Source organism: Opitutus terrae PB90-1 (assembly GCF_000019965.1).
In the GTDB taxonomy this organism is placed as follows: Bacteria; Verrucomicrobiota; Verrucomicrobiia; order Opitutales; family Opitutaceae; genus Opitutus; species Opitutus terrae.
This window is the reverse complement of the sequence record NC_010571.1, coordinates 4,623,046-4,646,141: the sequence shown is the minus strand read 5'-3', so window position 1 is coordinate 4,646,141 and position 23,096 is coordinate 4,623,046. Positions and strand designations below refer to the sequence as shown.

At 65.5% G+C, this 23,096-nt stretch carries 20 protein-coding genes; 7 read left to right on the top strand and 13 right to left on the bottom strand.

What is annotated here, in order from left to right; genetic code table 11:
* Positions 1–24: 24 nt before the first annotated feature.
* Positions 25–1,440: a 30S ribosomal protein S12 methylthiotransferase RimO gene (rimO, locus tag OTER_RS18025; protein WP_012376374.1), complete on the bottom strand. Its 1,416-nt coding sequence runs from the start codon at positions 1,438–1,440 to the stop codon at positions 25–27.
* A 344-nt stretch (positions 1,441–1,784) separates the two neighbouring features.
* Positions 1,785–2,390, bottom strand: a complete 606-nt coding sequence (locus OTER_RS18020; protein WP_044891867.1) for a hypothetical protein — start codon at positions 2,388–2,390, stop codon at positions 1,785–1,787.
* A 225-nt stretch (positions 2,391–2,615) separates the two neighbouring features.
* Here OTER_RS18020 and OTER_RS18015 point away from each other — a divergent pair, with 225 nt between their 5' ends.
* Positions 2,616–3,305 carry a 3-keto-disaccharide hydrolase gene (locus tag OTER_RS18015; RefSeq protein ID WP_052300426.1) on the top strand — a complete coding sequence of 230 codons (690 nt, stop codon included), beginning with the start codon at positions 2,616–2,618 and terminating at the stop codon, positions 3,303–3,305.
* Between the two features lie 225 nt (positions 3,306–3,530).
* Here the strand turns inward: OTER_RS18015 and OTER_RS18010 are convergent, their stop codons facing one another.
* From OTER_RS18010 to OTER_RS17990, 5 genes are all read right to left on the bottom strand, one after another.
* Positions 3,531–4,571 carry a small ribosomal subunit Rsm22 family protein gene (locus OTER_RS18010; protein ID WP_012376371.1) on the bottom strand — a complete coding sequence of 347 codons (1,041 nt, stop codon included), beginning with the start codon at positions 4,569–4,571 and terminating at the stop codon, positions 3,531–3,533.
* A gap of 241 nt (positions 4,572–4,812) precedes the next feature.
* Positions 4,813–6,054 (bottom strand): class I SAM-dependent methyltransferase, encoded by a 1,242-nt coding sequence (locus OTER_RS18005; RefSeq protein ID WP_012376370.1) that lies wholly within the window; start codon positions 6,052–6,054, stop codon positions 4,813–4,815.
* Positions 6,055–6,311: 257 nt separating this feature from the next.
* Entirely contained in the window at positions 6,312–7,280 is a 969-nt protein-coding gene (locus OTER_RS18000) for an ABC transporter substrate-binding protein (protein ID WP_012376369.1), read from the bottom strand.
* A 27-nt stretch (positions 7,281–7,307) separates the two neighbouring features.
* Positions 7,308–8,099 (bottom strand): ABC transporter permease, encoded by a 792-nt coding sequence (locus tag OTER_RS17995; protein ID WP_012376368.1) that lies wholly within the window; start codon positions 8,097–8,099, stop codon positions 7,308–7,310.
* Between the two features lie 144 nt (positions 8,100–8,243).
* Positions 8,244–9,125, bottom strand: coding sequence for an ABC transporter ATP-binding protein (locus OTER_RS17990; protein WP_237702385.1), 882 nt, complete (start codon positions 9,123–9,125; stop codon positions 8,244–8,246).
* Between the two features lie 184 nt (positions 9,126–9,309).
* Here OTER_RS17990 and OTER_RS17985 point away from each other — a divergent pair, with 184 nt between their 5' ends.
* On the top strand, positions 9,310–11,448 hold the full coding sequence (locus OTER_RS17985; protein WP_012376366.1) for a PAS domain-containing hybrid sensor histidine kinase/response regulator: 2,139 nt from the start codon (positions 9,310–9,312) through the stop codon (positions 11,446–11,448).
* 116 nt (positions 11,449–11,564) lie between these two features.
* Positions 11,565–13,097 carry a xylulokinase gene (gene xylB / locus OTER_RS17980; protein ID WP_012376365.1) on the top strand — a complete coding sequence of 511 codons (1,533 nt, stop codon included), beginning with the start codon at positions 11,565–11,567 and terminating at the stop codon, positions 13,095–13,097.
* Positions 13,098–13,248: 151 nt separating this feature from the next.
* Here the strand turns inward: xylB and OTER_RS17975 are convergent, their stop codons facing one another.
* The 5 genes from OTER_RS17975 to trpC all read right to left on the bottom strand — a co-directional run bounded on the left by OTER_RS17975 (position 13,249) and on the right by trpC (position 17,946).
* Positions 13,249–14,721 carry a B12-binding domain-containing radical SAM protein gene (locus OTER_RS17975; protein ID WP_012376364.1) on the bottom strand — a complete coding sequence of 491 codons (1,473 nt, stop codon included), beginning with the start codon at positions 14,719–14,721 and terminating at the stop codon, positions 13,249–13,251.
* A 192-nt stretch (positions 14,722–14,913) separates the two neighbouring features.
* Entirely contained in the window at positions 14,914–15,444 is a 531-nt protein-coding gene (locus tag OTER_RS17970; protein WP_012376363.1) for a GNAT family N-acetyltransferase, read from the bottom strand.
* Positions 15,441–16,118, bottom strand: a complete 678-nt coding sequence (locus OTER_RS17965) for a hypothetical protein (protein WP_012376362.1) — start codon at positions 16,116–16,118, stop codon at positions 15,441–15,443. Before OTER_RS17965 ends, OTER_RS17970 begins: the two co-directional genes overlap by 4 nt.
* A gap of 35 nt (positions 16,119–16,153) precedes the next feature.
* Positions 16,154–16,987 carry a 16S rRNA (adenine(1518)-N(6)/adenine(1519)-N(6))-dimethyltransferase RsmA gene (gene rsmA, locus OTER_RS17960; RefSeq protein ID WP_012376361.1) on the bottom strand — a complete coding sequence of 278 codons (834 nt, stop codon included), beginning with the start codon at positions 16,985–16,987 and terminating at the stop codon, positions 16,154–16,156.
* 158 nt (positions 16,988–17,145) lie between these two features.
* Complete coding sequence (gene trpC / locus OTER_RS17955) at positions 17,146–17,946, bottom strand: indole-3-glycerol phosphate synthase TrpC (RefSeq protein ID WP_012376360.1); 801 nt, start codon at positions 17,944–17,946, stop codon at positions 17,146–17,148.
* A 96-nt stretch (positions 17,947–18,042) separates the two neighbouring features.
* Between trpC and mazG the strand changes: the two genes are divergently transcribed.
* From mazG to OTER_RS17935, 4 genes are all read left to right on the top strand, one after another.
* A complete protein-coding gene (gene mazG / locus OTER_RS17950) occupies positions 18,043–18,720 on the top strand; it encodes a nucleoside triphosphate pyrophosphohydrolase (RefSeq protein ID WP_012376359.1) in 678 nt (225 codons plus the stop codon).
* Positions 18,721–18,904: 184 nt separating this feature from the next.
* Positions 18,905–19,531 carry a hypothetical protein gene (locus OTER_RS17945; RefSeq protein WP_012376358.1) on the top strand — a complete coding sequence of 209 codons (627 nt, stop codon included), beginning with the start codon at positions 18,905–18,907 and terminating at the stop codon, positions 19,529–19,531.
* 29 nt (positions 19,532–19,560) lie between these two features.
* Positions 19,561–19,791: a hypothetical protein gene (locus tag OTER_RS17940; protein WP_012376357.1), complete on the top strand. Its 231-nt coding sequence runs from the start codon at positions 19,561–19,563 to the stop codon at positions 19,789–19,791.
* A 59-nt stretch (positions 19,792–19,850) separates the two neighbouring features.
* Positions 19,851–20,807, top strand: coding sequence for a tyrosine recombinase XerC (locus OTER_RS17935; RefSeq protein ID WP_237702384.1), 957 nt, complete (start codon positions 19,851–19,853; stop codon positions 20,805–20,807).
* A gap of 63 nt (positions 20,808–20,870) precedes the next feature.
* On the opposite strand, the gene OTER_RS17930 is transcribed toward OTER_RS17935, so the two are convergent.
* Positions 20,871–23,084 carry a hypothetical protein gene (locus OTER_RS17930; RefSeq protein ID WP_044891866.1) on the bottom strand — a complete coding sequence of 738 codons (2,214 nt, stop codon included), beginning with the start codon at positions 23,082–23,084 and terminating at the stop codon, positions 20,871–20,873.
* Positions 23,085–23,096: the final 12 nt, after the last annotated feature.

Sequence of the window (23,096 nt, the reverse complement as noted above, 5' to 3'; positions counted from 1 at the left end):
GCCTACATGGCACGCTGCGGCGCGTCACTGCGCTTGGCGCGCAACCTTCCACTGGGCGGGCTTCTGTCCCGGAGGCAGCGCGAGCAGGTCGTAATCGTGATAGCCGGTGACAGTCACGTCGGCGAATTCGCCGACGGGCAACTCGCGCGGCACGTAGACGCGACCGTCGATGTCCGGCGCGTCGGCCTCGCCGCGGGCCACACCGGGTTCTTCGACGAGGACGCGCAGCGTTCGGCCGACGTAAGTCTTGCTGACGTCGGCGGCGATTTGCTTCTGCAGCGCCATCGTGCGGTGCCAGCGGGCCTCCTTGGTTTTGGCGGAGAGCTGCTCGGGCATTTTCGCGGCGCGCGTGCCGTCCTCCTGCGAATAGCGAAAGACGCCGAGCCGTTCGAATTTCGTCTCGCTGATGAACGCGCAGAGCTCGTCGACGTCGGCGTCGGTTTCACCGGGAAAACCGACGATGAACGTGGTGCGCACGGCGATGCCGGGAATGCCGGCGCGGATGCGCGCGATCAAATCACGAATATAGCCACCGCTGGTTTCGCGCTGCATCCGGCTGAGCATCGCGTCGCTGATGTGCTGGAGCGGAATATCGATGTAGCGCGCGACCTTCGGGCATTCGGCGATGGTGCGGATCAGTTCGTCGCTCCAATGCGCCGGGTGCGTGTAGAGCAGCCGGATCCAGAAATCGCCCTCGATCGCGTTGAGCTGGCGGAGCAGGGTGGTGAGCGCGGTGCCGCGGCCGGAATCGACCGGCGTGCGCGGGTTCGGCCGCTGTTCCCACGTGTCCATGCCGAAGAACGTGGTGTCCTGCGAGATCAGGTTGATCTCCTTCACGCCCTCGCGGACGAGCTGCCGGACCTCCGCGACGACGCTTTCGACGGTGCGGCTGCGATGCCGGCCGCGGATCTGCGGGATGATGCAGAACGTGCACGGGTGGTTGCAGCCCTCGGCGATCTTGACGTAGGCAAAATGCTTCGGCGTGAGCCGAAAGCGGGGCGTGTCGTAATCGGGGATGAAGGTGGACCGGCCCTCGACAAACGAAACCGGATCGTCGGTCTTCGTGCGCTCGCGGGCGTAGATTTCCTGAATGATCGGGGCGACCTTGGTGACCTGGTCGAGGCCGATGAACGCGTCGACCTCGTCGTGCAGCGAGGAGGAGAGGTCCTTGGAGAACCGCTGCGACATGCAGCCGGCGACGATGAGCTTCTGTTCCTTGCGGCGCTTGCGCAGGCCGCGGTGCTGGTGGACTTCGAGGATGTGGCCGATCGACTCCTCCTTGGAGGAATCGATGAACGAGCAGGTGTTGACGATGACGACGTCGGCCTTCTCGGCCTCGGGGATGACGGCCATGCCGGCCTGGTGCAGGTGGCCGACCATGATCTCGCTATCGACGAGATTCTTGGCGCAACCGAGGGAAATCAGACTGACCTTGATCATTCAGGGAGGTGTGTGGTGGCGTCCGTTGATGCGGTCGAGGACGCCCAAATAAAACGGCCCCGACGCTGCGGGGCCGCGATCGGAAAAAAGGGAGGGTGCGCGAGCTTACTTCTTCTTTGCGGCGGTCTTGGCCTGAGCCTTCTTGCGCTTCAAGTAGGCGGCGCGGCGTTTACGTTTGATGACCTTGTTCAGTTGTTGGCCCATGGTTGGAGAGAGTGAACGGGCGATGTTTCATAGCGTCGGGATCGAGTCAAGCGCTGCGGAAGGAGTGTGACCGTCTTCAAAGCAGCTCTGAAAGCGAATCTGCCCCGATGAGGAGCACTCGTCTGCCAAGGTGGAGTGAGCTACTTAGCGGCCTGGGCAATTCTGTACTGCTCTGAAATCTTTGTCAGGTCATGCCCAATGCTTTCCACGCCAAGCGGGTTGGTGGGATGCGCATTACTAGACTCGAGACTCCTGTCGATCAGACCTTCCCGACGCAATTCTTCCAGGATTCCTGTGACACGCCAAGAGTAGCGTTCAGTGTACGTCGCGACAGTTGTGCGAGAGTAGCTAATCTGCCGCTCGTAGTTGAGCCTGTCGGATGGCGGGCCATACGGTGGCTCTGATTTCTGACGGTCTGCCGAGAATTGAAGAATCTCGCGGGCTAGAGAGATCGCGCGGAAATAGAGATCCTGTGTTTGCCGGTCTGAATCTGGCTCATTAACGGCGACATGCGTGATGAATGTCGAGCCGGCTCCGCCTTGCTGAACTTGGCCCACTGTTCCAGCGACTACCTTGCTGGAACTATCGGACATCTGTGACGTTACTTCTGGAGCCGGCGTTTTGGCGGTCGCGGGTGTTCTCCACCACAAGATCCATAGCCCGGCAAAGAAAACACCGGCCCACACGATCGTAATGATGATCTTAATTGGGACAGGTGCTTCGGTAAATCTGTCGAGTTGGAGCATGGGGCTCTGATAACGTGGGCTGTTAGTGCAAGCAATAGTGGAGCTGTAGTAGCCATAGTGCATCGGTGACCACCAAACTTGGATTGCGCATAACGGTGCGAGCGATCGTGACCCCTGCCGGCAAAGTCGGGACGGAGGGGAACTGCCCCGTTGAGAGTAGTCCGACCCCGAGAGCGTGCCGGAAATCGCACTGGCGTTTTCGGCCGGACGACAGAGAACGAAGTGATGAAAACCGTCGTCCTTGGAATGCTGGTTCTCGGATTGGTTGGCCGGATGGCCGCGAGCGACGTGAATTCGCTGACTGAGGACGAGGCGCGGGAGGGGTGGCGGCTGCTATTTGACGGGAGCTCGCTCGACGGGTGGCGGGGATTCAAGAGCGAGCGGCCAGACAAGAACTGGCGCGTGGAAGACGGCGCGCTGGTGTTGCGCGGCAAGGCGGGCGACCTGGTCACGCAGGAGGCGTTTGGCGATTTCGAGCTGACGCTGGAATGGAAGGTCGCCGAAGGCGCCAACAGCGGCGTGATCTACCGCGTCGGTCTGGGCGAGGCGAACACCTTCACGACCGGACCCGAGTATCAGGTGCTCGACAACGTGAAGGCGCACGACAACCACCCGGCGAGTCATCGCGCCGGTGCGCTCTACGATTTGGAGGGCATCGAGGAGGACGTCACCCGGCCGGTCGGCGAGTGGAATCAGGCGCGGATCGTGGTAAGTGGCTGGCGGGTGCAGCACTGGCTGAATGGCCGGCAAATCGTCGACGTCGATCTCGCGAGTCCGGCGGGAAAGGCGCTGATCGCCGCCAGCAAATTCAAGCATTGGGAAAAATTCGCTTCGCTCGCGCGCGGCCACCTCGCGCTGCAGGATCACGGCGACGTCGTGAGCTATCGCGCGATCAAGCTCCGCGAACTGAAGTAGGCGGAATCCGGAGTCGCCGCTGGGCTGGTGACTGGTGTTGTAGCCGAGGTCGCTGACCTCGGCGGCCGGGCTCAGCGAGCCCGGCTACATCGGCGGCAATGAATTCGAGCGGCGACGCCCTTGTCGCCGCAGACGCGACGAGGGCGTCGCGTCTCCATCTAGAGCGGATGCGGCCGGGGCGCATCTCCATTTCACTCGTCGCGGCGGGCTGCGCTGGCGGAGCTGCTATTCCGCCAGCGGTTCGCCACCGACGATTTTGTTTCCCTCGCGATGCCAGTGGTAGAGCAGCGGAGATTTCGTGCGCTCGAGCTGCTTGAAGAGCGCGGGATCGGCGCGCTTCGGGAGTTCGAGATCGGCCAGGCCGGCGGCGTCGCAGCTGAGCACGCGCGCGTAGGGCTTGAAATGTTCGGCTCGGCCGATCACGCGCGAAAGCTCCACCGATTCGGCTGGCACGGGAGTTTCTCCGGCGCGCGCGATCGACGCGGGTGCGTCGGTGGAAGCGGCGGTGCGTTCCGTCGCGAAGAATGCGTAGGGCAGGCTGCGGAGATCGATACCGGCGCGCTGACCGAATTTCACCCAGTCGGAATCCGCGTGGATCCCCGCAGGTGGCGGGGCGAAGAAGTGGCACCAGTCGCGTTCGCGGCCATCGCGGAACATCGGGCATCCGAGCTGGTGCGTGCACGGGGCGATGACGCGGTGGGTCGGGAGCAACGCGTCGCGAATTTGTCCGAGCCGGCGGCTGATCTCGTGGGTGCCCGGCTCGACCCAGAGCATGGCGTCGGCGCGTTCCAACATCGCGCGCAGGGAGGCGAGTGCGTCGACGGAAAGTTCGTTGAGGACGTGACTGATCAGCAACAATCCGAGCGGTTCGTCGCTGGCGAGAAACCCCGGTGTCACCGGGGAGACCTGCAGCGAGGGGAACGCTCGGCTCGCGGCTGCGGCGGCGAAATCGGCCGCGACGGGCGAGTGATCCCAGAGCAGCAACTCGTCGAAGGTCGCCGCGCCGAAGAACTCGACGACGCGACGGCCGGCGATGCCGCTGCCGCAGCCCCAGTCGAAGATGCGGCGCGAGCGCGGGCTCCAGCCGCGCAGTCGGAGCTCGCGCAAGACGTGGTCCCATTTCCAGCCGATCCGCTCCCCGTAGGTGAAATCATAGGACGCGAGATCCGAGGCGTTTTGCCAGTAGTGCCCGCTGGCGGCGCCGCCGCGCAAGAATCCGTCGCGCAGCCGGTCCAGCGCGGGCCAATCGAGTTCGTCCCAAGTCATCGGCCGCAATTCCGCACCAATCCGGCCCGGTTCGCCAATCCCAAAGACGGGTCTGACGCTCGTCGAGCGTCCCGGCACAGCTGCAGCCGTGCGTGGAACGCGGGCGCCGGCGGCAGGGACGGCGCGACGGAGAGACCACGGGCGAGACGCCCGTGCCACGAAGAGGCGCGAGCGCGAGACGGAGAGGCGAGGCGACAGGCTGCGTGCGAAGGCATCACGGGCGAGACGCCGGTGCCACGCGTTAGCCGAGCGTGAAGCCGAGATGCGACGCAAGCCGCTGTGTGCGGATGCCGTAGAAACCCGCGAACTCGCGGATGCGCGCGGCACGGGCGGCGTCGCCCGGGGCGTGGGCCTTGACGGCGGTGATCATCAGGTTCTTCGCCGTGTGCTCGGTGGAGATGAACTCGAAGACCTTGGTCCGATAACCCGCCCATTCGAGCAACTGCGCGCGCAACGCGTCGGTGACGAACTCGGCCTGGCGTTCCTGAAAAATTCCGTGACGCAGCGCGTCGGCCAGCACGCGCGGGGCGGCGAGTTGCGGGCGCAGTTCCTTCTGGCAGCAGGGCGAGACGACGAGCAACCCGGCGTTGGCGGCGAGGCCCTGGGCGAGCGCGTCGTCAGTGGCGGTATCGCACGCGTGCAGTGCGATCAGCACGTCGATGCCGGAAAGTTCGGTGCTCGCAATCGTGCCCGCGGTGAATTGCAGACAGTGATCGAGATGGTGCTCCCGTGCGATCCGGTTGCTCTCCGCGACGAGCTCGGGCCGGAGTTCCACGCCGACAACCCGGGCGCGCTCGCCCAGCAGCGCGGCGACGGCGAAGGTGAGATAGCCCTTGCCGCAGCCCATGTCGACGATCCGGAGGGGGGACGGAGGGAGTTGAGAGTTGAGAGTTGAGGGTTGAGTGGCCGGAGAGGGGTCCGAGTGTGGCGCGACGCTCGCCAGACCAGATTCGGCCAACAAGTGGGACAGAACTTCGGCGAATCTCTGAATCTGGCGGAACTTGTCCGCCATGCCCTCGCGCGGCTGGCCGCGATCGTTCGTCACGCCGAGCGCGCGAAGCCAAGGCGCATCGGCCGGAATCAGGTGAGACTTCGAACGATCATGTGTGATGGGCGGCGGCGAGGGCGCCGCGGCTCCAGAGATTTTCTTCGTTCGCAGGCGGGCGGGTCCGTCGGGCTGGCACTCGAGCTGCGCGGTCGCGGTGGAGGTGAAGAGATGCGCGTCGAGAAAGTCGGTGCCGACAAGCCGATCGAGGTCGGCGAGCGCTTCGGCGGGCGGGTGGTTCTTCGTCACGTCGCGGGTGGCGTGGCGCCAGAGAAACGTCAGATGGGGACCGCTCTTGAGCGTGATCGGTCGGACAAACAGATTGCGCAGCGACGCGTCGGCGCCGCGGTATTTCCCCAGCGTGAGCTTTTGCAGCGTGTGCGACTCGACGGCGGCACGCAGCAGGGCGAAGAAACGTTCACGGGGAGAAGCAGTCATCGGACGGGCCGTGAGCTCGGAGGAGTCGCGGCGCGGCGAGGAGTGGACGCGGCCGACAGGAGGGATGACAAATCAAAACGGGCGAAGCCGACGTTCGAACGTGGGGCGGGAAGAGAGCGGGCAGGATTCCCGCGCTCCCACGCAAGCGGGTGCGAAGGATCGAGGTGGAGCGCGTTGCACTCAACGCACCAAGCAGCGGCCGAGGGCGGCCACGCTCTCACGCAGGCGTACTCTCGCGCGAGCGGCGGCGACCCCGGCTACGGCACAAAATCGGTCGTGATCGCTTGCGCGGTGGTGACTTTGCCGGGTTTCAGGATGCCGAGTTCCTCCAGTTGGCGGATCTGCGTGTCGAAGCGTGCGGGATCGAGCCGGCCGATTTGCGTGACGCCGCCGCTCGCATCGCGCCCGGTCACGAGTTTCTCGGCGATGATCTTTTGCCGGGAGAACGCCATGAATTCGTCGGTGTTACTTGGATTCGCCGCCTTCAACGCGGCGTGTGCGGGAGTGGGGTCTTCCTCGAGGTAGCTGCGCCAGCCGCGAAGGTAGGCGCGCACAAACGCCCGGAGCGCGTCGGGATGGTCGCGCGCGAACTTGCGGCTCGTGACCAGCACGGCGTACGCGCGGAAGCCGGCATCCCACGTCGACAGGAAGCGGGGCATCTCGCCCCCGGCCTTCACGATGTGATGTGGCTCGGCGATGAAGTAGCCCTGCTGAATGGCTTCCTTGTTGCCCAAAAATGCGGCGACCGAAAACGTCTGCGGCACGACCGCGAACTTCAGCTGGTATTTTTTTTCGAGAAACGCGAGGAACGCCCACTCGGGTCGGGCGATGATCGTCTTCCCTTGCAGGTCCTCGAACCGATGCACCGAACTCGCCGCGTTGACGAGCAGCCCGGAGGGATCGTCTTGGAACACGGCCGCGAACTGCAGGACGGGCAGCCCTTCGGCCTGTTGGAGGAGCGTGTTGGTGCTGTCGGCCTGACCGATGTCGGCGCGTCCGGTCGCGACCTTCGGCATGACGAGCGCGTTGGGCCCGCCGGGCAGGAGCGTCACGTCGAGTCCCTCCTCGCGGAAGAAACCGAGCGCCTGCGCCTGGTAAAATCCGCCGTGCTCCGGCTCGGGCATCCAATCGAGTTGGACGGTAAGCTTCGTCAGCGGTCGATCGGCGCCGTGCATCCAGAGGGCGAGGGCGAGGAAGGTGAGGGCGAGGGGGAGGGGGCGTTTCATCGGGAAAAGTTGGGTCGTGGGCGGCGGCTATTTGTCGGCGGGGTCGAAGGAGTCGTGCCAGTGACGAAGCGCGAGCCGGCTTGCGCCGAGCACGAAGCCGACGAAGACGAAGCCGAGCACGCACGTGACCGCGGCGGTGGCGAAGAGCGCGGCGTATTTCGCCTGGCTCGAATAGATCAAGGCTTGAAATCCGAGCCCGCCGCCATCGCCCGCGGAACTGCCGGCGGTGTAATCGCCCACCAGCGCGCCGATCGGCGCGAGCGTGGCGGCGATCCGCAAGCCGGTGAAGAAATACGGCAGGGCCGCGGGCAGGCGCAGCAACACCAGCTGTTGGAAACGCGATGCGCGCCACATCCGAAAAAGATCGACGAGGTTGCGGTCGGTCGAGACGAGGCCCTGGGTGGTGTTCACCGCCAAGGGAAAGAAACAAATCAGGAACGTGATCAACACGACGCTCGGCAGGCCCGGGCCGACCCAGAGGATCAGGATCGGGGCGGCGATGATGATCGGCGTCATCTGCAGCAGCATCAGATAAGGATACAGGCTGATCCGAACGATGGGAGAGAGCGACAGTACCACCGCAGCGAGGATGCTGACGCCGATCGCCAGCGCGAAGCCGAGCAGCGCACCGTAAACGGTATTGAGCGTGGCGCGAACGAGATCGGTTCGGTATTCGCCGAAAGCGCGAAGAACGGCGTCGGGCGCAGGCAGCAGGAACCGACTGTCCTCGCTGAGCCAGAAGTGTACGCCATACCACAGCGCCACGAACGCGACGCCCGTCGCGACGGTGAGCAGCAAAGGTAGCAGGCGGCGGGGCATGGGGCGAATGAGGCGAGAGCGGAGGAAGGTTGAGAGATGAGGGTTGAGAGTTGAGAGAGGAGACGAGTGGACTGGGAACGGGTTGAGAGTTGAGGGATGAGAGTCGAAGGCCCTGAGCTTGTCGAAGGGTTGAGCCCGGAGAGGTCAGGCGACCGGGCGCGGAGATTCTGCTTGGCGGAGCACGCGGGAGACCTCGGTGACGAGATCGTGATAAGCGCGCGACAGCCGCGTTTCGGCGGTGCGGGGATAAGGGAGGTCGACGGGCACCTCGGCGGCGATCCGGCCGGGTGCACTGGACAGCACGACGATCCGGTTCGAGAGGAACACCGCCTCGGCGACGGAGTGCGTGACGAAAAACGCCGTCCACGCCTGCTGCTCGCGAATGGCGAGCAATTCCTCGTTGAGCCGCTCGCGCGTCATTTCGTCCAGCGCGCCGAACGGTTCGTCGAGCAGCAGCAGCCGGGGCGCGAGGGCCAGGGCGCGGGCGATCGACACGCGCATCTTCTGCCCGCCCGAGAGTTGTCGCGGGTAGGCGGGGCCGCGATCGCCGAGCCCCACGAGCTCGAGTACGCGCTGGCGGGTGGCGACGCGCTGGCCGCCGGGAATGCGGCGCAGTCGGAGCGGCGCTTCGACGTTTTTCGCGACGTTGAGCCAGGGCAGGAGCGTCGATTCTTGAAAGACAAACGCCAGATCAGCCGCGGCGGCTTCCGGGGAGCGGCCGCCGATGGTCAGCGAGCCATGAGTGATTGGACTAAGGCCCGCGATCAGGCGCAGTAGCGTGGATTTCCCGCAGCCGCTGGGGCCGATCAGGCCGATGAAGTCGCCGGCGGCCGCGGTGAGCGAAATCTGCTCCAGCACGGCCGGGCCGTCGCCGAAACGTTTGGTAACCTCTTGAAACTCGACCAGCGGCGATCGCTCCATCGCGGGCAAACAGAGGCCGGAAGCCCGCGAGAGCAAGGGGGAAGCAAATCTTACGGCCGTCGCATGGGCCAGGAACGCCGCTGGCGTTTCTGCAATTGCAAGCAAAGAGCGATGGCGCGCCAAAACTATTTCGTTTGTCTCCTTCCGCCCCCGGGGTGGTGATCAGCGCGGCCCTTCGGCTGGAGATCTCGCCGGTGTCGATCGGGACGGCGCCCGGAGCGACTTGGCGAGGATCGACGCGGGACGGGCCGCGACCCCCAAAAAAGGCTCGGCGAGTTTACCCCCGGTCATGCGGATCTACCCTCACGGTTTCGCGTTGCGGACAACGTTGGTCTACGCGGCGGCGGCGGCGCTCTGGATCACGTTTTCAGATTGGGCGGTGTTGCTCCTCGTGCAGGATGTCCCTGCGGCGGCCCGGCTCTCGATTTACAAAGGTTGGGCCTTCGTGGCGGTGACGTCACTGCTGCTCTACGGCGTGCTGCAGCAGTGGATGGCGCGGCTGAAGCGGCAGCTGGACGAGCAGGCGAAGATCGAGGTCGAGCTGCGGCAGTGGGCGGATGCGTTCAACCATTGCGCGCACGGCATCGCGATCGGCATTCCGGCCACGAATCGTTTGTTGGCCTGCAACCCCGCGTTTGCCGCGATGCACGGCTTCACTGTCGCCGAGATGAATGGCCGGGACGTGTTGACCCTCTATGTGCCGAGCGATTGGGAACACGTGCGGCGCAATGTGGCGATCGCCGACCGTGACGGACGCGTGCAATTCCAGGCGAACAGGGTGCGCAAGGACGGCTCGGTCTTCACGGTGCAGGTCGACCTGGTCTCGGTCCGCGACGCGAACGAAGCACTGCTTTACCGCGTGACCACCGTGCAGGACGTGACCGAGCGCAACCGGGCGGAGGCACAACGGAGGGAGAGCGAGGATCGGTTCCGCGCGGTGGTCGAGAACATCCACGAGGTGTTTTGGATTCACGACCCCAGCCATATCCGGATCGTCTATGTGAGTCCGGCCTTCGAAAAGATCTGGGGGCGGCCGTGCGCGGAGGTGGTAAACTGGGATTCGGAGACGTGGCTCCAGACGCTGCACGCGGACGACCGCGAGCGGTTGCGCCGCGTCGTGCAGGGGGGGACCCCTGAGGGCTACGACGAGCAATATCGAATTTTGCGGCCGGACGGCACGGAACGCTGGGTGCACGACCGGTCGTTCCCGGTCAAGGACGGCGCCGGGCGCGTGGTGCGGATCGTCGGGGTGGCCCAGGACATTACCGAACGCAAACAGCTCGAGTCGCAGTTTCTGCGGGCGCAGCGGCTCGAGGCGATCGGCACGCTGGCCGGCGGCGTGGCGCACGATTTGAACAACATTCTCGCGCCGATGCTGATGGCCGCCGGGCTGTTGAAGGAAAACATCACCAACGAGCACGATCGCGAAATGCTCTCGATGGTGGAGCGCAGCGCGCGGCGCGGCGCCGACATCATCCGGCAGTTGCTGACCTTCAGCCGTGGCGTCGAAGGCTCGCGGCTTGCCCTGCAGATCCGGCATCTCGTGCGGGAGATGATGGGGATCATGCGCGAGACGTTCCCGCGCGAGATCACGCTGATCGATCAGACCAAGGGCGAGCTCTGGCCGGTGGTCGCCGATGCGACCCAACTGCACCAGGTGTTGGTGAACCTCTGCGTGAATGCACGCGACGCCATGCCGCACGGCGGGACGCTCGCGATCAGCGCGGTGAACGTCGAATTCGTGGCGGGCGATGCGCAGTTGCCGCATGACGCCCCGCCAGGCTCTTACGTGATGCTGTCGGTGAAGGACACCGGCGTCGGCATGACCCCGGAGATCATGGAGCGAATCTTCGATCCGTTCTTCACGACGAAGGACCTGGGCCGCGGCACGGGGCTGGGGCTTTCGACCGTGCTCGGAATCGTGCGCAGCCACGGCGGGTTTGTGAACGTGTCGAGCGAGGCGGGGAAGGGCAGCGACTTCCGCGTCTACCTGCCCGCGTCGCGGGCCGAGGTGGCGGAACCCGCGGCCGAACCGGCTGAGCCGTTGCCGCTGGGCCACGGCGAGCTGATCCTAGTGGTCGATGACGAGGAGCCGATTCGCGATGCCACCCGGCACGTGCTGGTGAAACAGAACTATCGCGTCGTGACGGCGACGGACGGCAAGGAAGCGGTGACGGCTTTTCTGGATCAGCGCGACAACGTGCAGTTGCTGCTGACCGACATGATGATGCCCCAGATGGGGGGCGCGGCGCTGATTCGGGCGCTGCGGTTGCTCAATCCGCAGCTCAAAGTCATCGCCACCAGCGGGCTGGATTCCCACGCGGGTGACGGCGAGCTGGCTGAGCTCGGGCTCAGCGACATCCTGCCGAAACCATGCGGACCGAAGGCGTTGATCGAGTCGATCCAACGGGCATTGATGAGAAACTGAGCGGGTCCTAGCGGGTGGGATGCGTACCGGGCTAATGTTTGCCGCAGTTTCGCTTTGCGGTGCGCGCCGGGGCTGGCGAAAACAACCGCTCAGGTTCCCCAATCACCTTACCGACTATGAGCCTCTTCATCGGCATTGATTCCGGCACACAGAGTGTCAAAGCGATCGTCCTCGATCTCGAGACCCGCAAGGTCGTGGCGGAGGCGCGCGCGCCTCACCAGTTGATCGAAGGGCTGCCCGTTGGGCACATGGAGCAGCACCCGGAGGATTGGACCTCCGCGCTCGACTTCGTGATCGGCGAGGTGGTGGCGAAGATCGGGGCCGAGCAGGCGAAGCGCGTGCGCGGGATCGGCGTGTCCGGCCAGCAGCACGGCTTTGTGCCGCTGGACGAGAACGGCGCAGTCATCCGGCCGGCGAAACTCTGGTGCGATACGAGCACGGCGCCGGAATGCGCGATCATCACGAAAAAACTCGGCGGGCCGAAGGCGGCGATCAGGAAGACCGGCAATCTGATTCTGCCGGGATTCACCGCGCCGAAAATCCTCTGGCTGAAGCGCCACGAGCCCGAGAACTACAAGAAGCTCCGGCACGTGCTGCTGCCGCACGACTATCTCAATTTCCACCTCACCGGGAATTACTTCATGGAGTTCGGCGACGCTTCGGGCACGGCGATGATGGACGTGCGGACGCGCAAGTGGTCGAAGGACGTGATCGCTGCGATCGATCGGAAGCTGGCCGACTACCTGCCGCCGATTTCCGAATCGCATCAAGCCGCAGGCACGCTGCGCGCGGAGCTGGCGGCGAAATACGGACTCTCGACTGACGTGGTCGTCAGCGCCGGCGGTGGCGACAACATGATGGGCGCGATCGGCACCGGCAACGTGGCGCCGGGCGTGGTGACGGCGAGCTTCGGCACGAGCGGCACGATTTACGCGTTCGCGAGCAAGCCGGTGATTGATCCGCAGGGCGAGATCGCGGCGTTCTGCTCGTCGACCGGCGGCTGGCTGCCATTGCTCTGCACGATGAATGTCACGACCGTGACGGAGCAGATCCGCACGCTGTTCGGGCTCGACGTGCGCGCGCTCGACGATTCCGCGGCGAAAGCGCCGGCGGGTGCGAACGGGCTGATCCTGCTGCCGTATCTGGCCGGCGAGCGCACGCCGAACGTGCCGGACGGCTCGGGCGTGTTCTTCGGGTTGAACCAGAAAACCTTCAACGCAGCGCACCTGAACCGTGCCGCGATGGAGGGCGTGACCATGGGCATGAACTACGGTCTGCGCCGGCTCGCAACGCTCGGGGTGAAGGCGAAGGAAATTCGCGTCACGGGCGGCGGCTCGAAGTCGCCGTTCTGGCGGCAGATGATGGCGGACATCTTCGGCGTGCCGGTGGTCGGCATGGTCGAGGATGAAGGCGCGGCGCTTGGCGGCGCGTTGCAGGCCGCGTGGTGCGTGGCGATCCGCGACGGCAACAAGAAGGCAAAGCTGACGGATTTCACCACGGGCACGGTGGCGCTGGACGAGTCGACGCGGTGCACGCCGAACAAGGCGAACGTCGCGCGTTACCGCGAACTGCAGGCGTTGCAGGACAAGCTCAGCCTCGCGCTGCGCGAGGTGTTTGCCGACCAGCGCGCGCTGGCGAACAAGGCCTGAGTCGAGCGCGGGGAGCGCGAACGTCGGGCCGGCCGGCTGAATAGGCGCGGCCGGGGACGGCCGCGCTCCCACGCACGCGTGTTCGTGAGCCGAAGGAGCGTCGGCCTCCAGCTGATGGCGACGTCGCGGTTCGGGGCCGGGCTGAAGCCGGCTACAACGCCCGGGCCACGCGGCGGAAGTGGTAGCCCATGATTGCGAGCTCGAGCGCGAAACGGAACTTGGTCGGTCGTTTCACGAGTGTGCCCCAAAAGAGCCGCCAGTATCCGATCCGGCCGCGGTGCCAGACCCCGAGCAGCCAGAGCGATTTCAGGAAGGCCACGAGGTCGGCGCGGCTCAACCGGAGCCGCGGTCCCTTCGGCTGATAGTTGCGGAGGAAGGTGCGGATCCGGGCGTAGTAGTCGCGCGGCCGGTAGAGTCGGTGCATCAGCTCGCGGTAGCCCTGCTGCAGATACTCCCGACTCAGCTTCGGCACGAAATTCAGTTCGGCCTGAGTGTTGTTGCCGGTGCTCTCCGCTTCGAGCCGACCTTCGCGCTTGAGCCGCATCCAGAGTTTGGTGCGCGGCAGCGCGGTCAGCAGTCCCACCATCGCGATCGCGACGCCCGAACGTTGGATGAAATCGAACTGGCGCTTGAAGATGTCGGACAGGTCGCTGTCGAACCCAACGATGAACCCGCCCATGACCTCGAGTCCCGCATGCTGCAGCGTGTGCACGGCGGAGACCAGATCGCGATTGCGGTTCTGCACCTTGTGGCATTCCTCGAGCGCATCGGCGGAGGGCGTTTCGATGCCCACGAACACCTTCGTGAACCCGGCGGCAACCATCAGCGCGCAGAGTTCGGGGTCGTCAGCGAGGTTGACCGAAGCCTCGGTGAAGAAGCCCATTTTGGGGTTGGTCCGCCGCCGCCACTCGATCAGCGCTTCGAGCAGAGCACGGGTGCGGCGCTTGTCGCCGATGAAGTTGTCGTCGACGACGAACACCATGTCGCGCCAGCCGTGGCGACGCAGCACTTCGAGTTCCTCGACGAATTGTGCGGGCGTTTTCGTGCGCGGCACACGGCCGTTCATCACGATGATGTCGCAGAATTCGCAGTCGAATGGGCAGCCGCGGGAAAACTGTGCGGCCATCGTGACATAGTGACGGACGTTGATCAGGTCCCAACGCGGCACCGGTGTCTGCGTGATGGTCGGGAACCGCGGCGCCTGATAGCTCGGTTGCAAGTCGCCAGAAACGAGATCGGCGACGAGCTGCGGCATGATCTCCTCCGCCTCGCCGAGCACGAAGTGGGCGATCTCGGGGAACTTTTCGTGTCCGGTCGTGAACAGCGGGCCACCGCCGATCACGCGTTTGCCGAGGGCGGCACAGCGCGCCACGATCTCGTGCACGGATTCCTGGTGCACGAGCATCGCGCCAATCAGGACGTAATCGGCTTCGCGGAGAAGTTCGTCGCGGAGCCGTTCGACGTTGAGGTCGACGAGCCGGAGCTTCCAGTCGCGCGGCAGCATGGCGGCGATCGTCAGCAGGCCGAGCGGCGGGAAGGCGGCTTTCTTGGAGACGAAGCGCAGGACGTGTTTGAAACTCCAGAACGTGTCGGGAGTCTGAGGGCTGACGAGCAGGATGTTCATGAGGACGAGCGAGCTGCGAGCTGCTGGAAGCCTCCAGACCGTCGACCGTTTGGTAGGATTAGGCTAATCCAAATGCCACGCAGATTTTGGCGTTTAGCTGCGCACGGGAGACGTGAACGGCATGGCAACCCGGAGCGGGCATCCTGCCCGCAATCGCGACAGAGGCCTGCGCTCCGGGGCCGCGTTTTCCGGCTACTCCATCACGCGCTTGCCCATGATGATCACGTCGCGGTCGATGCCATCGAGTTGGGCTACGCCGGGCAAGTGCGCCCAGCGGCCGAAGCCGTGGGCGGCGAAAAGTTTCAGGCTCGGCTCGTTGTGGGCGAAGATGTAGCCGAGCAGCACGCGGATCCCGAGCTTCGGCGCATGCCGCATCGCCCGGGTGAGCAGCATCCGGCCAAGTCCGCTGCCGCGCCGCGCCTTGGTGACGTAGATCGCCAGCATCGCGGTGCCGTCGTAAGCCGGGCGCGGATAAAAGGTGTCGAAGCTCAGCCACGCGATCACGGCGCCGTTTTCCTCGACCACCCAGACCGGATGATGCGCGGGATTGTGCAGTTGCAGCCAGGGCAGCCGGCTTTCGACGGTGACGAGATCCAGATCGGCCGTGACCATCCGGCCGGGGATGATCTCGTTGTAGATCGAGACGATCGCCGGGAGATCGGACGCCTGGGCGTCGCGGACGATGATGCCGGGGGGTAGTACCTCCGGGTCGACCGGCGTCATTTCGTGGGGGCCGCGGCGGGCGTGGTGAACTCCATCTTTTCGCGGAGTTCGATGAGCCGCTGCCGCAGGATCTCATCCTCCTCGGCCGGCGTCTTGTTGTAGGTCGAGCGTTCGAGCACGCGCTCGGCGAGTTCGATGCTGAGCACGTAGATCCATTCGTTGCGCACGAACAGCAGATTGCCGCGCTTGGCTTCGGGCGGCCGCTCGCCGGGGCGAACGAAGGTGAGCCGGTGGTTGAACATCGAGCCGCCGGGCAGGAGCGTGTAAACCAACAGCGCGCCGTCGCCGATCGACGGAGCGAACTTTGCGCTTTCGACGCGCGTGCCCGGAATGCTCTGCTGGAAATCCGGCATCACGAAATTGCCGAAGAAATAGGCGAGGTAATCCTTCAGCCCGCGCGTCGAGAGTTCCCAGCGCTGCGTCGCATCCATCGGAAACGCCGCGATCGTGCTGAGTACGTTGAAATCGTCCTGAAACGTCACGACGTTGTCCGTATCCATGACGCGGCCACCGAGCTCCGGCAGAACGGGAATGGTGACGCGGAATGCGCCGGTCGGTGAGGCATACGTTCGGCCCTCGATCTTGCCGAGCAGATCCACCGGCTCGCCGGTCTGGGCGAACGCCGGGACACTGAGGAGGGCGAGAGCAAGAAGACAGGAGCGAAGCATCTTCATACGTGTAGCGGTTGCGCCGCCGCTTTCAAGCGCGGTCAGGATTCTCTAACCTGCAGCGCACGCCAAAGTTCCGTCGGAATTGCTTCGGGTCGGGTAAGCGACGACAGTCCGGCCGCGGTGAGACGAGCCAGCCAGCTGGCACCGTGATCGGGCAAACGGTCGCGGAGCAGCCCGCCGATCTGCTTGCGGCGCTGCTGAAACACGGAACGGATCAGCGCCTTCACCTCCGGGGTGAATACGAAGGGCTCGGCGCGGCGGACGAGGTGCAGGAGATAGGAATCCACGTCCGGTCGCGGGAAAAAGCAGCTGGCCTCGACGCGATGACCGGGTGCGACCTCGTAGGCCGATTGCAAGAACACCGAGATCGCGCCGAATGATTTGGAGCCGGGCATGGCCACGTAGCGTTGCGCCGCCTCCTGCTGAAGCATCAGCACCATCCGCTCCGGCAGAGGCCCCCCGAGCACCGCGTCGAGCCAAGGGGTGGCGATCGCGTAGGGCAGATTGGCGACGATCTTGAACGCTGCGGCGTGAGCGGCCGGCAGATCGGCAAGGGGATGCTCGACGGCGTCGGCTTCGAGCAGGTGAAAGGTATCCGGATGCCGCGGCTGCAGCGTGGATGAGAGGTGGGCGTGCAGCGTGCGATCCTTCTCGACGGCCCAGACCTCCGCGCCGGCCTCGAGCAGTGCGCCCGTTAAGGTGCCCAGACCCGGACCGATCTCGACCACCGCGTCGCCGCGGCGCACCTGCGCGAGTTCAAGCGATTTCCGGACGATGTTCCCGTCGACCAGGAAATTCTGGCCGAGAAACCGCTTCGGTTGATGCCCAAGTTGGGCGAGCAACTCACGGGTGGCGGTGGGGGTGAGGGGCATGAGACGGAGGCTAGAGCTGAGAGCGGAGGGTCTAGAGCGGAGAGGAGAGCGCGCGGCAGGTTGAGAGATGAGGGTTGAGAGTTGAGCGGCGAATCGAGCTGGACCGTTAGGAAAATCCGAAACCTCGCGCGGGGCTCTGCCCCTCGGGGCTCGGGCAATCAACGCGCGCGGAACTCGGCGATCAGCGCGGCGGGATCGGGCGCTTTCATGAGCGCTTCGCCGACGAGCACGGCGTGCGCGCCGACGGCGTGCACGCGCCGCGCGTCGGCGCCCGTGAAGATGCCGCTTTCACTCACGGCGATCACGTCGCGCGGGAATTGCGGGATCAGCCGTTCGCTGAGCGCCAGGTCGGTCTTGAAGACGGCGAGGTCGCGATTGTTCACGCCAATGATCCGCGCGCGATGATGCAGGGCGCGCTCGAGCTCGGTTTCGTGGTGAACCTCGAACAGCGCGTCCAATCCGGCCGCTTGGGCGGCGCTGTACAGGGCCTGAATCTCGGCGTCATCCAGCGCGCGCACAATGATCAGGATGGCGGAGGCGCCGGCCTCGCGCGCCTGCGCGACCTGCACCGGATGCACCATGAAATCCTTGCGCAGACATGGCGGCGCGGGACGTTGGTCCCGGAACTCGGTCGTGACGTCGCTCAAGTCGGCGAGCGTGCCGCCGAAGAATTCCGTGTCGGTGAGAATCGAGAGCGCGTCGGCGCCGGCGGCTCGGTAGCGGCGGGCCTGCTCGACCGCGGACGCACCGGCCTTGATCTCGCCGGCGGACGGCGAGCGGCGTTTGATCTCGGAGATCACGGCCAGCGTACCGTCGGGCCGGCGCAGGGCGTCGGCGAACGAAGGCGGCTTCGGCCGCGAGGCGTCGAGCTGCGCGAGCTCGGTCTCGGTGACCGGACGAATCAGCGGGGCGATTTCGCGCCGCTTGTGCGCCATGATCTCGATGAGCTTGTCGGGCATGGAGCCCCCACGAAACACACGAATCACACGAAAACGAGACCAGAGTTCGGCCGGTTTTTTCGTGTATTTCGTGTGTTTCGTGGTCTCCTGAAAGCCATGAGCGCGATCGAAGATCTACTGCACACGATGGCCCGGCTCCGCGGACCGGGCGGCTGCCCGTGGGATCAGGAGCAAACGCATGCGACGCTGGTGCGCTGCCTGATCGACGAGGTGAGCGAGCTGATCGACACGATCGATCGCGGCGACATGCCGCATATGCGCGAGGAACTCGGCGACGTGCTGATCCAGATTGTGTTTCACGCGCGAATGGCCGAGGAGGCGGGGCATTTCAATTTCGAGGACGTGGCGCGGGAGATTAACGAGAAGCTCGTGCGCCGGCATCCCCATGTATTCGGCACCGGCAAGCTCGATACGTCGGAGCAGGTGATCGTGCAATGGGATGCGATCAAGGCGACGGAGAAGAAGAACGGCCCGGCGAGCGCGGGCGTGTTCAAGGAACTCCCGCCACGCTTGCCGGCGCTGATGTTCGCCGAAGCCGTGTGGAAGCAGATCGACAAAAAGGAGCTGCCGGCGGGAAACGTCGTCGACCGGGCGCAGGTCGACGCGCTTGGGCGTCAGCTCGACGAGCCGACGCTGGGCCGAATGCTGTTTGAGCTGACGGCGGCGGCTCGCGCCAAGGGACTCGATCCCGAGGGCGCGCTGCGGCTGCACGCGACCAAGGTAATGCGCGAGGTCGAGGCGAAGGTCACCGTCGCGCGTCCGGCCGGCGGCTGACCCCGAGGGACTTTCGTGTCCCGTGTTCGCGGACGAGAAGCAACTCGCGCGGCGGGTTGGTTTCGGCGCGGCCAAAATCCGCGCGAAGGCTGGCAGTGCCGCGTTGGGCGAGGACGGCGGCGAGCGAACTTGGGCGGGATGGAATTCGACATTAGCGTAGAAGCAGAGAAGGTGGAGGTGTTCCATGACACTCCACTGGGTTCCGCTCGTGCCTGCTTTGCTGCTGCTGCTTTTCCCGGCGGATCGACTCCTGTCAGCGCGCGTGGAACTGCGCAGCTTCGATTGCTTCAACTCGCTTGATAACAGCCCGCGTCATCGGCCGTGGTGGTGGGTGCCGGCCTTGTGGGTGGATCCGTTTCGGGGCTTCGCCGGCACCTGGCTGCTCATCGCCGCGCTCGGACTCGACGTTGGGTTCTGGTCACTTTTGCCGAAGGATGGGTATGGCGTGCTGCTCGCGATCCTCGGCTTGAGCATCTTCAGCCAAACGATCACGCGCCGGGGAGGTCGAGGCGTCTTGCTGGCGCCCATCGGTTTCGTGGCCGGACTGGTGGCTGCCCTGACGCCTTGGTCGCTCGCGCTCCCGGCCCTCGCGGGGGCGGTCTTGGGTTTGTTTGGCTTCAGGCGCTTCGGTGCGTTTTTCACGTGTGGCGCCTTGGCGCTCCCGCTGCTGGGAATGGCGTTCGGGACCGAGCCGTTCTGGATGGTGCCCGCCGCGAGCGCGCTGGCGCTGCCGGCGCTGGCTGCAGCGGTCAGCGGCAGCACCCTGGAATTGCCCACCCGCAACGACTCTGGCCCACGGCTCGCGCGTTGATTGTCCTCACCCCAACTCGTCTTCCTCTCATGAGCACACTGAATCACCATGTCCTCCACGCCCGCGCTCTGCGGGCCGATTTGCTGGCCAGCCCCACCGTTTGGGTGCCGCGCCGCGAGGTTCTCCTCGACTGGCTGGCCGAGTTGCTCGCCCGCGCGCAAGACCCACACTATGTGTTCGACGCGACCGCGATGAAGGACCTGGACGCGGTGGATCGTTTCTTGCGGGACAACAAGGTGCCGACTGCTCCCGCCACGTAGAGGGTCGTAACGAACGACGGAAATCCTGTGGAGTTTTGCGGGTGGACTGTGGTTCACTCGTGTACGTGGAGCCTGCGAATCCAAAGGCCGAAGCCGCGCTGCCAGCCGAGGTGCAGGCGGAGTGGTGGCAGCCGTTCGAGAACTACCTCGCGCACGAGCGGCGGTATTCGGCCTACACCGTGCGCAACTACCGGCAGGCGTTTGAGGATTTCTACCGCTGGCTCGTGCTGGCGGGCGTATGGGAGCGCGGATTCGACGCGCTGCAGATGCGCGAGCTGCGCGACTTCGTGATCGAAGCGCAGCGGCGGTTCGGACGCCGGACGCTGCATAACCACGTGTCGGGGTTGCGATCGTTCTTCAAATTCTGGCTGCGCCGCGGCAAGGTGCAGCGCAATCCCTTCCTCGGTGTGCCGCTGCCGAAACTGGAGAAGCGACTGCCGAAATTTTTGACCGAGGAACAGATGGTCCGGCTGTTGGCCGGTCCGCAGCAGTTACTGGCGAGCGAGAGCATCGATGCCTTCACGGCGCATCGCGACCGGCTGGTACTGGAGCTTCTCTACGGCGCGGGGCTGCGGGTCAGCGAGCTGACCGGGCTCAACTACGGCGCGATCGATCTGGAGGCGGGGGTCGCGCGGATCGTGGGCAAAGGCCGCAAGGAGCGGCTGTGTCCGATCGGACGCGTCGCGGTCGCGGTGCTGCGGAAATTCCGCGACGAGTTCGCGCCTGCCACGGCGCCAGACGCGCCGGTGATCGTCACCCAACGGGGCACGCGGATGTCACCGCGCGAGGTGCAGTTGATGCTGAAGCGCTATCTCGCGCTGGCCGAGCTGCCGATGGACCTGACGCCGCACAAGCTGCGGCATTCGTATGCCACGCATCTGCTCAACGCGGGCGCCGACCTGCGGCTCGTGCAGGAACTGCTCGGCCATGCGCAGCTCGCGACCACGCAAGTCTACACGCACGTGAGCGTGGCGCGGCTGAAGGAGATCTACGCCAAGGCGCATCCGCGGGCGTGAGGGGCGCCCCGGCACGGGACCGATAGGACTTACGAGACCTATCGGGCCCAAAGCCTCGCGCCGCTACCAGCTCAGCCGTTGTGCGGTGGTGTTGCCGAAAACGTCGTAGAGCGTGACCTCGACCGAGGTCGCGCCCGCCACGCGCGCCAACGGAAGCTCCAGCACGAACGTCTCGCTGCGGCTGTCGAGAATGCCGTCGACCGGCTGCTCCGTTTGCTCGCGCACACCGTGATTGAAAACGGCCTCGATGCCGTCAAGGAGCGACAGCGCGTCGCGACCCTCGACGCGGATCTCGAACATCTCGCCTTTGCGTTGCGCGGAGGCCGCGAGGATTTGCGGCGGCGTGTGATCGATCACCAGATCGTCGGTTTCGAAGGTGGTGGTGAGCCGCGCGTCGGCCGGACGCGGATCCGTTTCGGTGGCGATCAGTCGCGTGAAATAGACGCCATCCGGCATGTGGGCGGTATCGAACTGCGCGTAGGGCTCGCGGGTGTTGCGGACCACGTCGATCCATTTCTCCTCGCCGTCGCGGCGCAGCGAAAAGGTGCAGACGATGGCGTCATTGTCCGGATCCGTCACCGTCCAGAGCACGACCTGCGCGCCGGGCGTGGGGACAATCTGGCTGCCGAGGAACGCATTCTTGCGCTTGTCGTCGTCCTGCTTGCCGGTCTGCAACAACTGGCCGATGGAGATCAGCGTCTGGGGCGGCGGTTCGGGCATCGGCACGAGACCAAAGTTCGCGGAGAGCACGCGGAAATCCTGCAGCTGCGGCCGGCGGTTCTGCGGCAGCGCGTAGAGCGCGGCGCGATCAAGCTCCAGCGCCGGGGCCGAGTTGGCCGGGACCTGAACGCGCAGCTTTACGTAGCGGCCGCGCAGCGCCGGGGCATTCCAGCCCTGCTCGGCCGCGGTCAGGGGCGTCCATTGGCTCCAGCCTTCGATCTCGTCGCTGCCATTGCTGGTCTTCAACGCGACACCGACCTGCGCGTCCGTGAGTCCACGCAGTCGGTTGAAGCGGAGTGCGCCGAGCAGTGACGGTGCACCAAGGTCGATCCGGCGCGTCTCGGCTTCGCGTGGGGCAGCCTGCGAGAAGTCGAGGAGCGCGAAACCGGGCGCGTTGTTGCGCATTACGAGAAACCGCCCGGGCGCGCCGGCCAGCGGGGCGAGCGCGTTGAGCTGCGACGACACGCTGCCCGCGTAGGTGAGCGACATCCGGTGCGGCAGATCGTAGCCGACGATCTCGCCCTGTTCGCCGCCGGTGATCAGCAGCACGTCGCCGTGGCGGACCATGCGGTAGAACGCGGTGTTGCCGCGGCTCACAATCGTCTCGGGAAAGCCATTGTCCGGCAGCCAGACCACGGCGCCGCGTCCGCCGAAGCGATCGTTCGCCAGCGGGGTGAAGATCGGTGACTCGTTCGGCTCCTTCGGCGGGTTTTTCGGGGGCGTGATGCGGGCCTCGTTGTTGCCGCCGGAGAACGTGAGCGCGGCGTAGAGTCCACCGTCCGGCGTCGGCAGCAGATCGGTGACCTCAGCTTCGCGGTTTTCCTGCAGGATGATCGGTGCGCCGCCGTCGCGCGCGAACGCGTAGAGGTTGCCCTTGGGCGAGGAGCCGACCGCGATCCGGCCATCGGCGAGCTGGGCGATCCGGCGAATGTTCCGGTCGCGGATCTCGCCGAAGAGCGTGATACCGCGCTCGGCGAGCAGCTTGGCCTCGGCGAGCTTGTCGGCCGCGACGCCGGCGGCGGCAAACTTGCGGAGATCGACGCGATACAGCCGCGCCGGGTTGCCGGTGGCCACGAGCGCGGTCCAGTTGTCGACCAGCAGCAGATCGAAAATCGAATCCACCGGCAGCGCAACGCGCGCGACTGGTTTGCCCTCGCGCACGAGACAAAGCGCGCCGGTGGGCGAGGTGCCGGCGAGCAGGGCGCCATCGGGCAGTCGGGCGAGGGCGAATACGTGGGGTTCGTCGAGCTTGGCGATCTCGCGGGCGGAGAACGTGGCCTTCGCGGCGTCGATCGTGATCTCGAAAATCTTGCCATCGGGGCCGGTGCCGACGAGCCACTTCGCCGGATCGTTCGTCGGCGAAAGCGACCAGAGCAGATCCGCGGGCGCGGCGCCGGCGAGCTCGCTCAACACCGGGCCAGCAACGAGCCGGCCATCCGAACGCGCGGCGAGGCCCTTGAGGTTGCGGCTCGGCACATCGCGGAAGAAGTCGATTTCCACGCGATGCGAGAGCGGATCGGCGGAAACGGTCGCAAGGGCCGCGAGGAAGCAAAACAACGATGCGAGAGG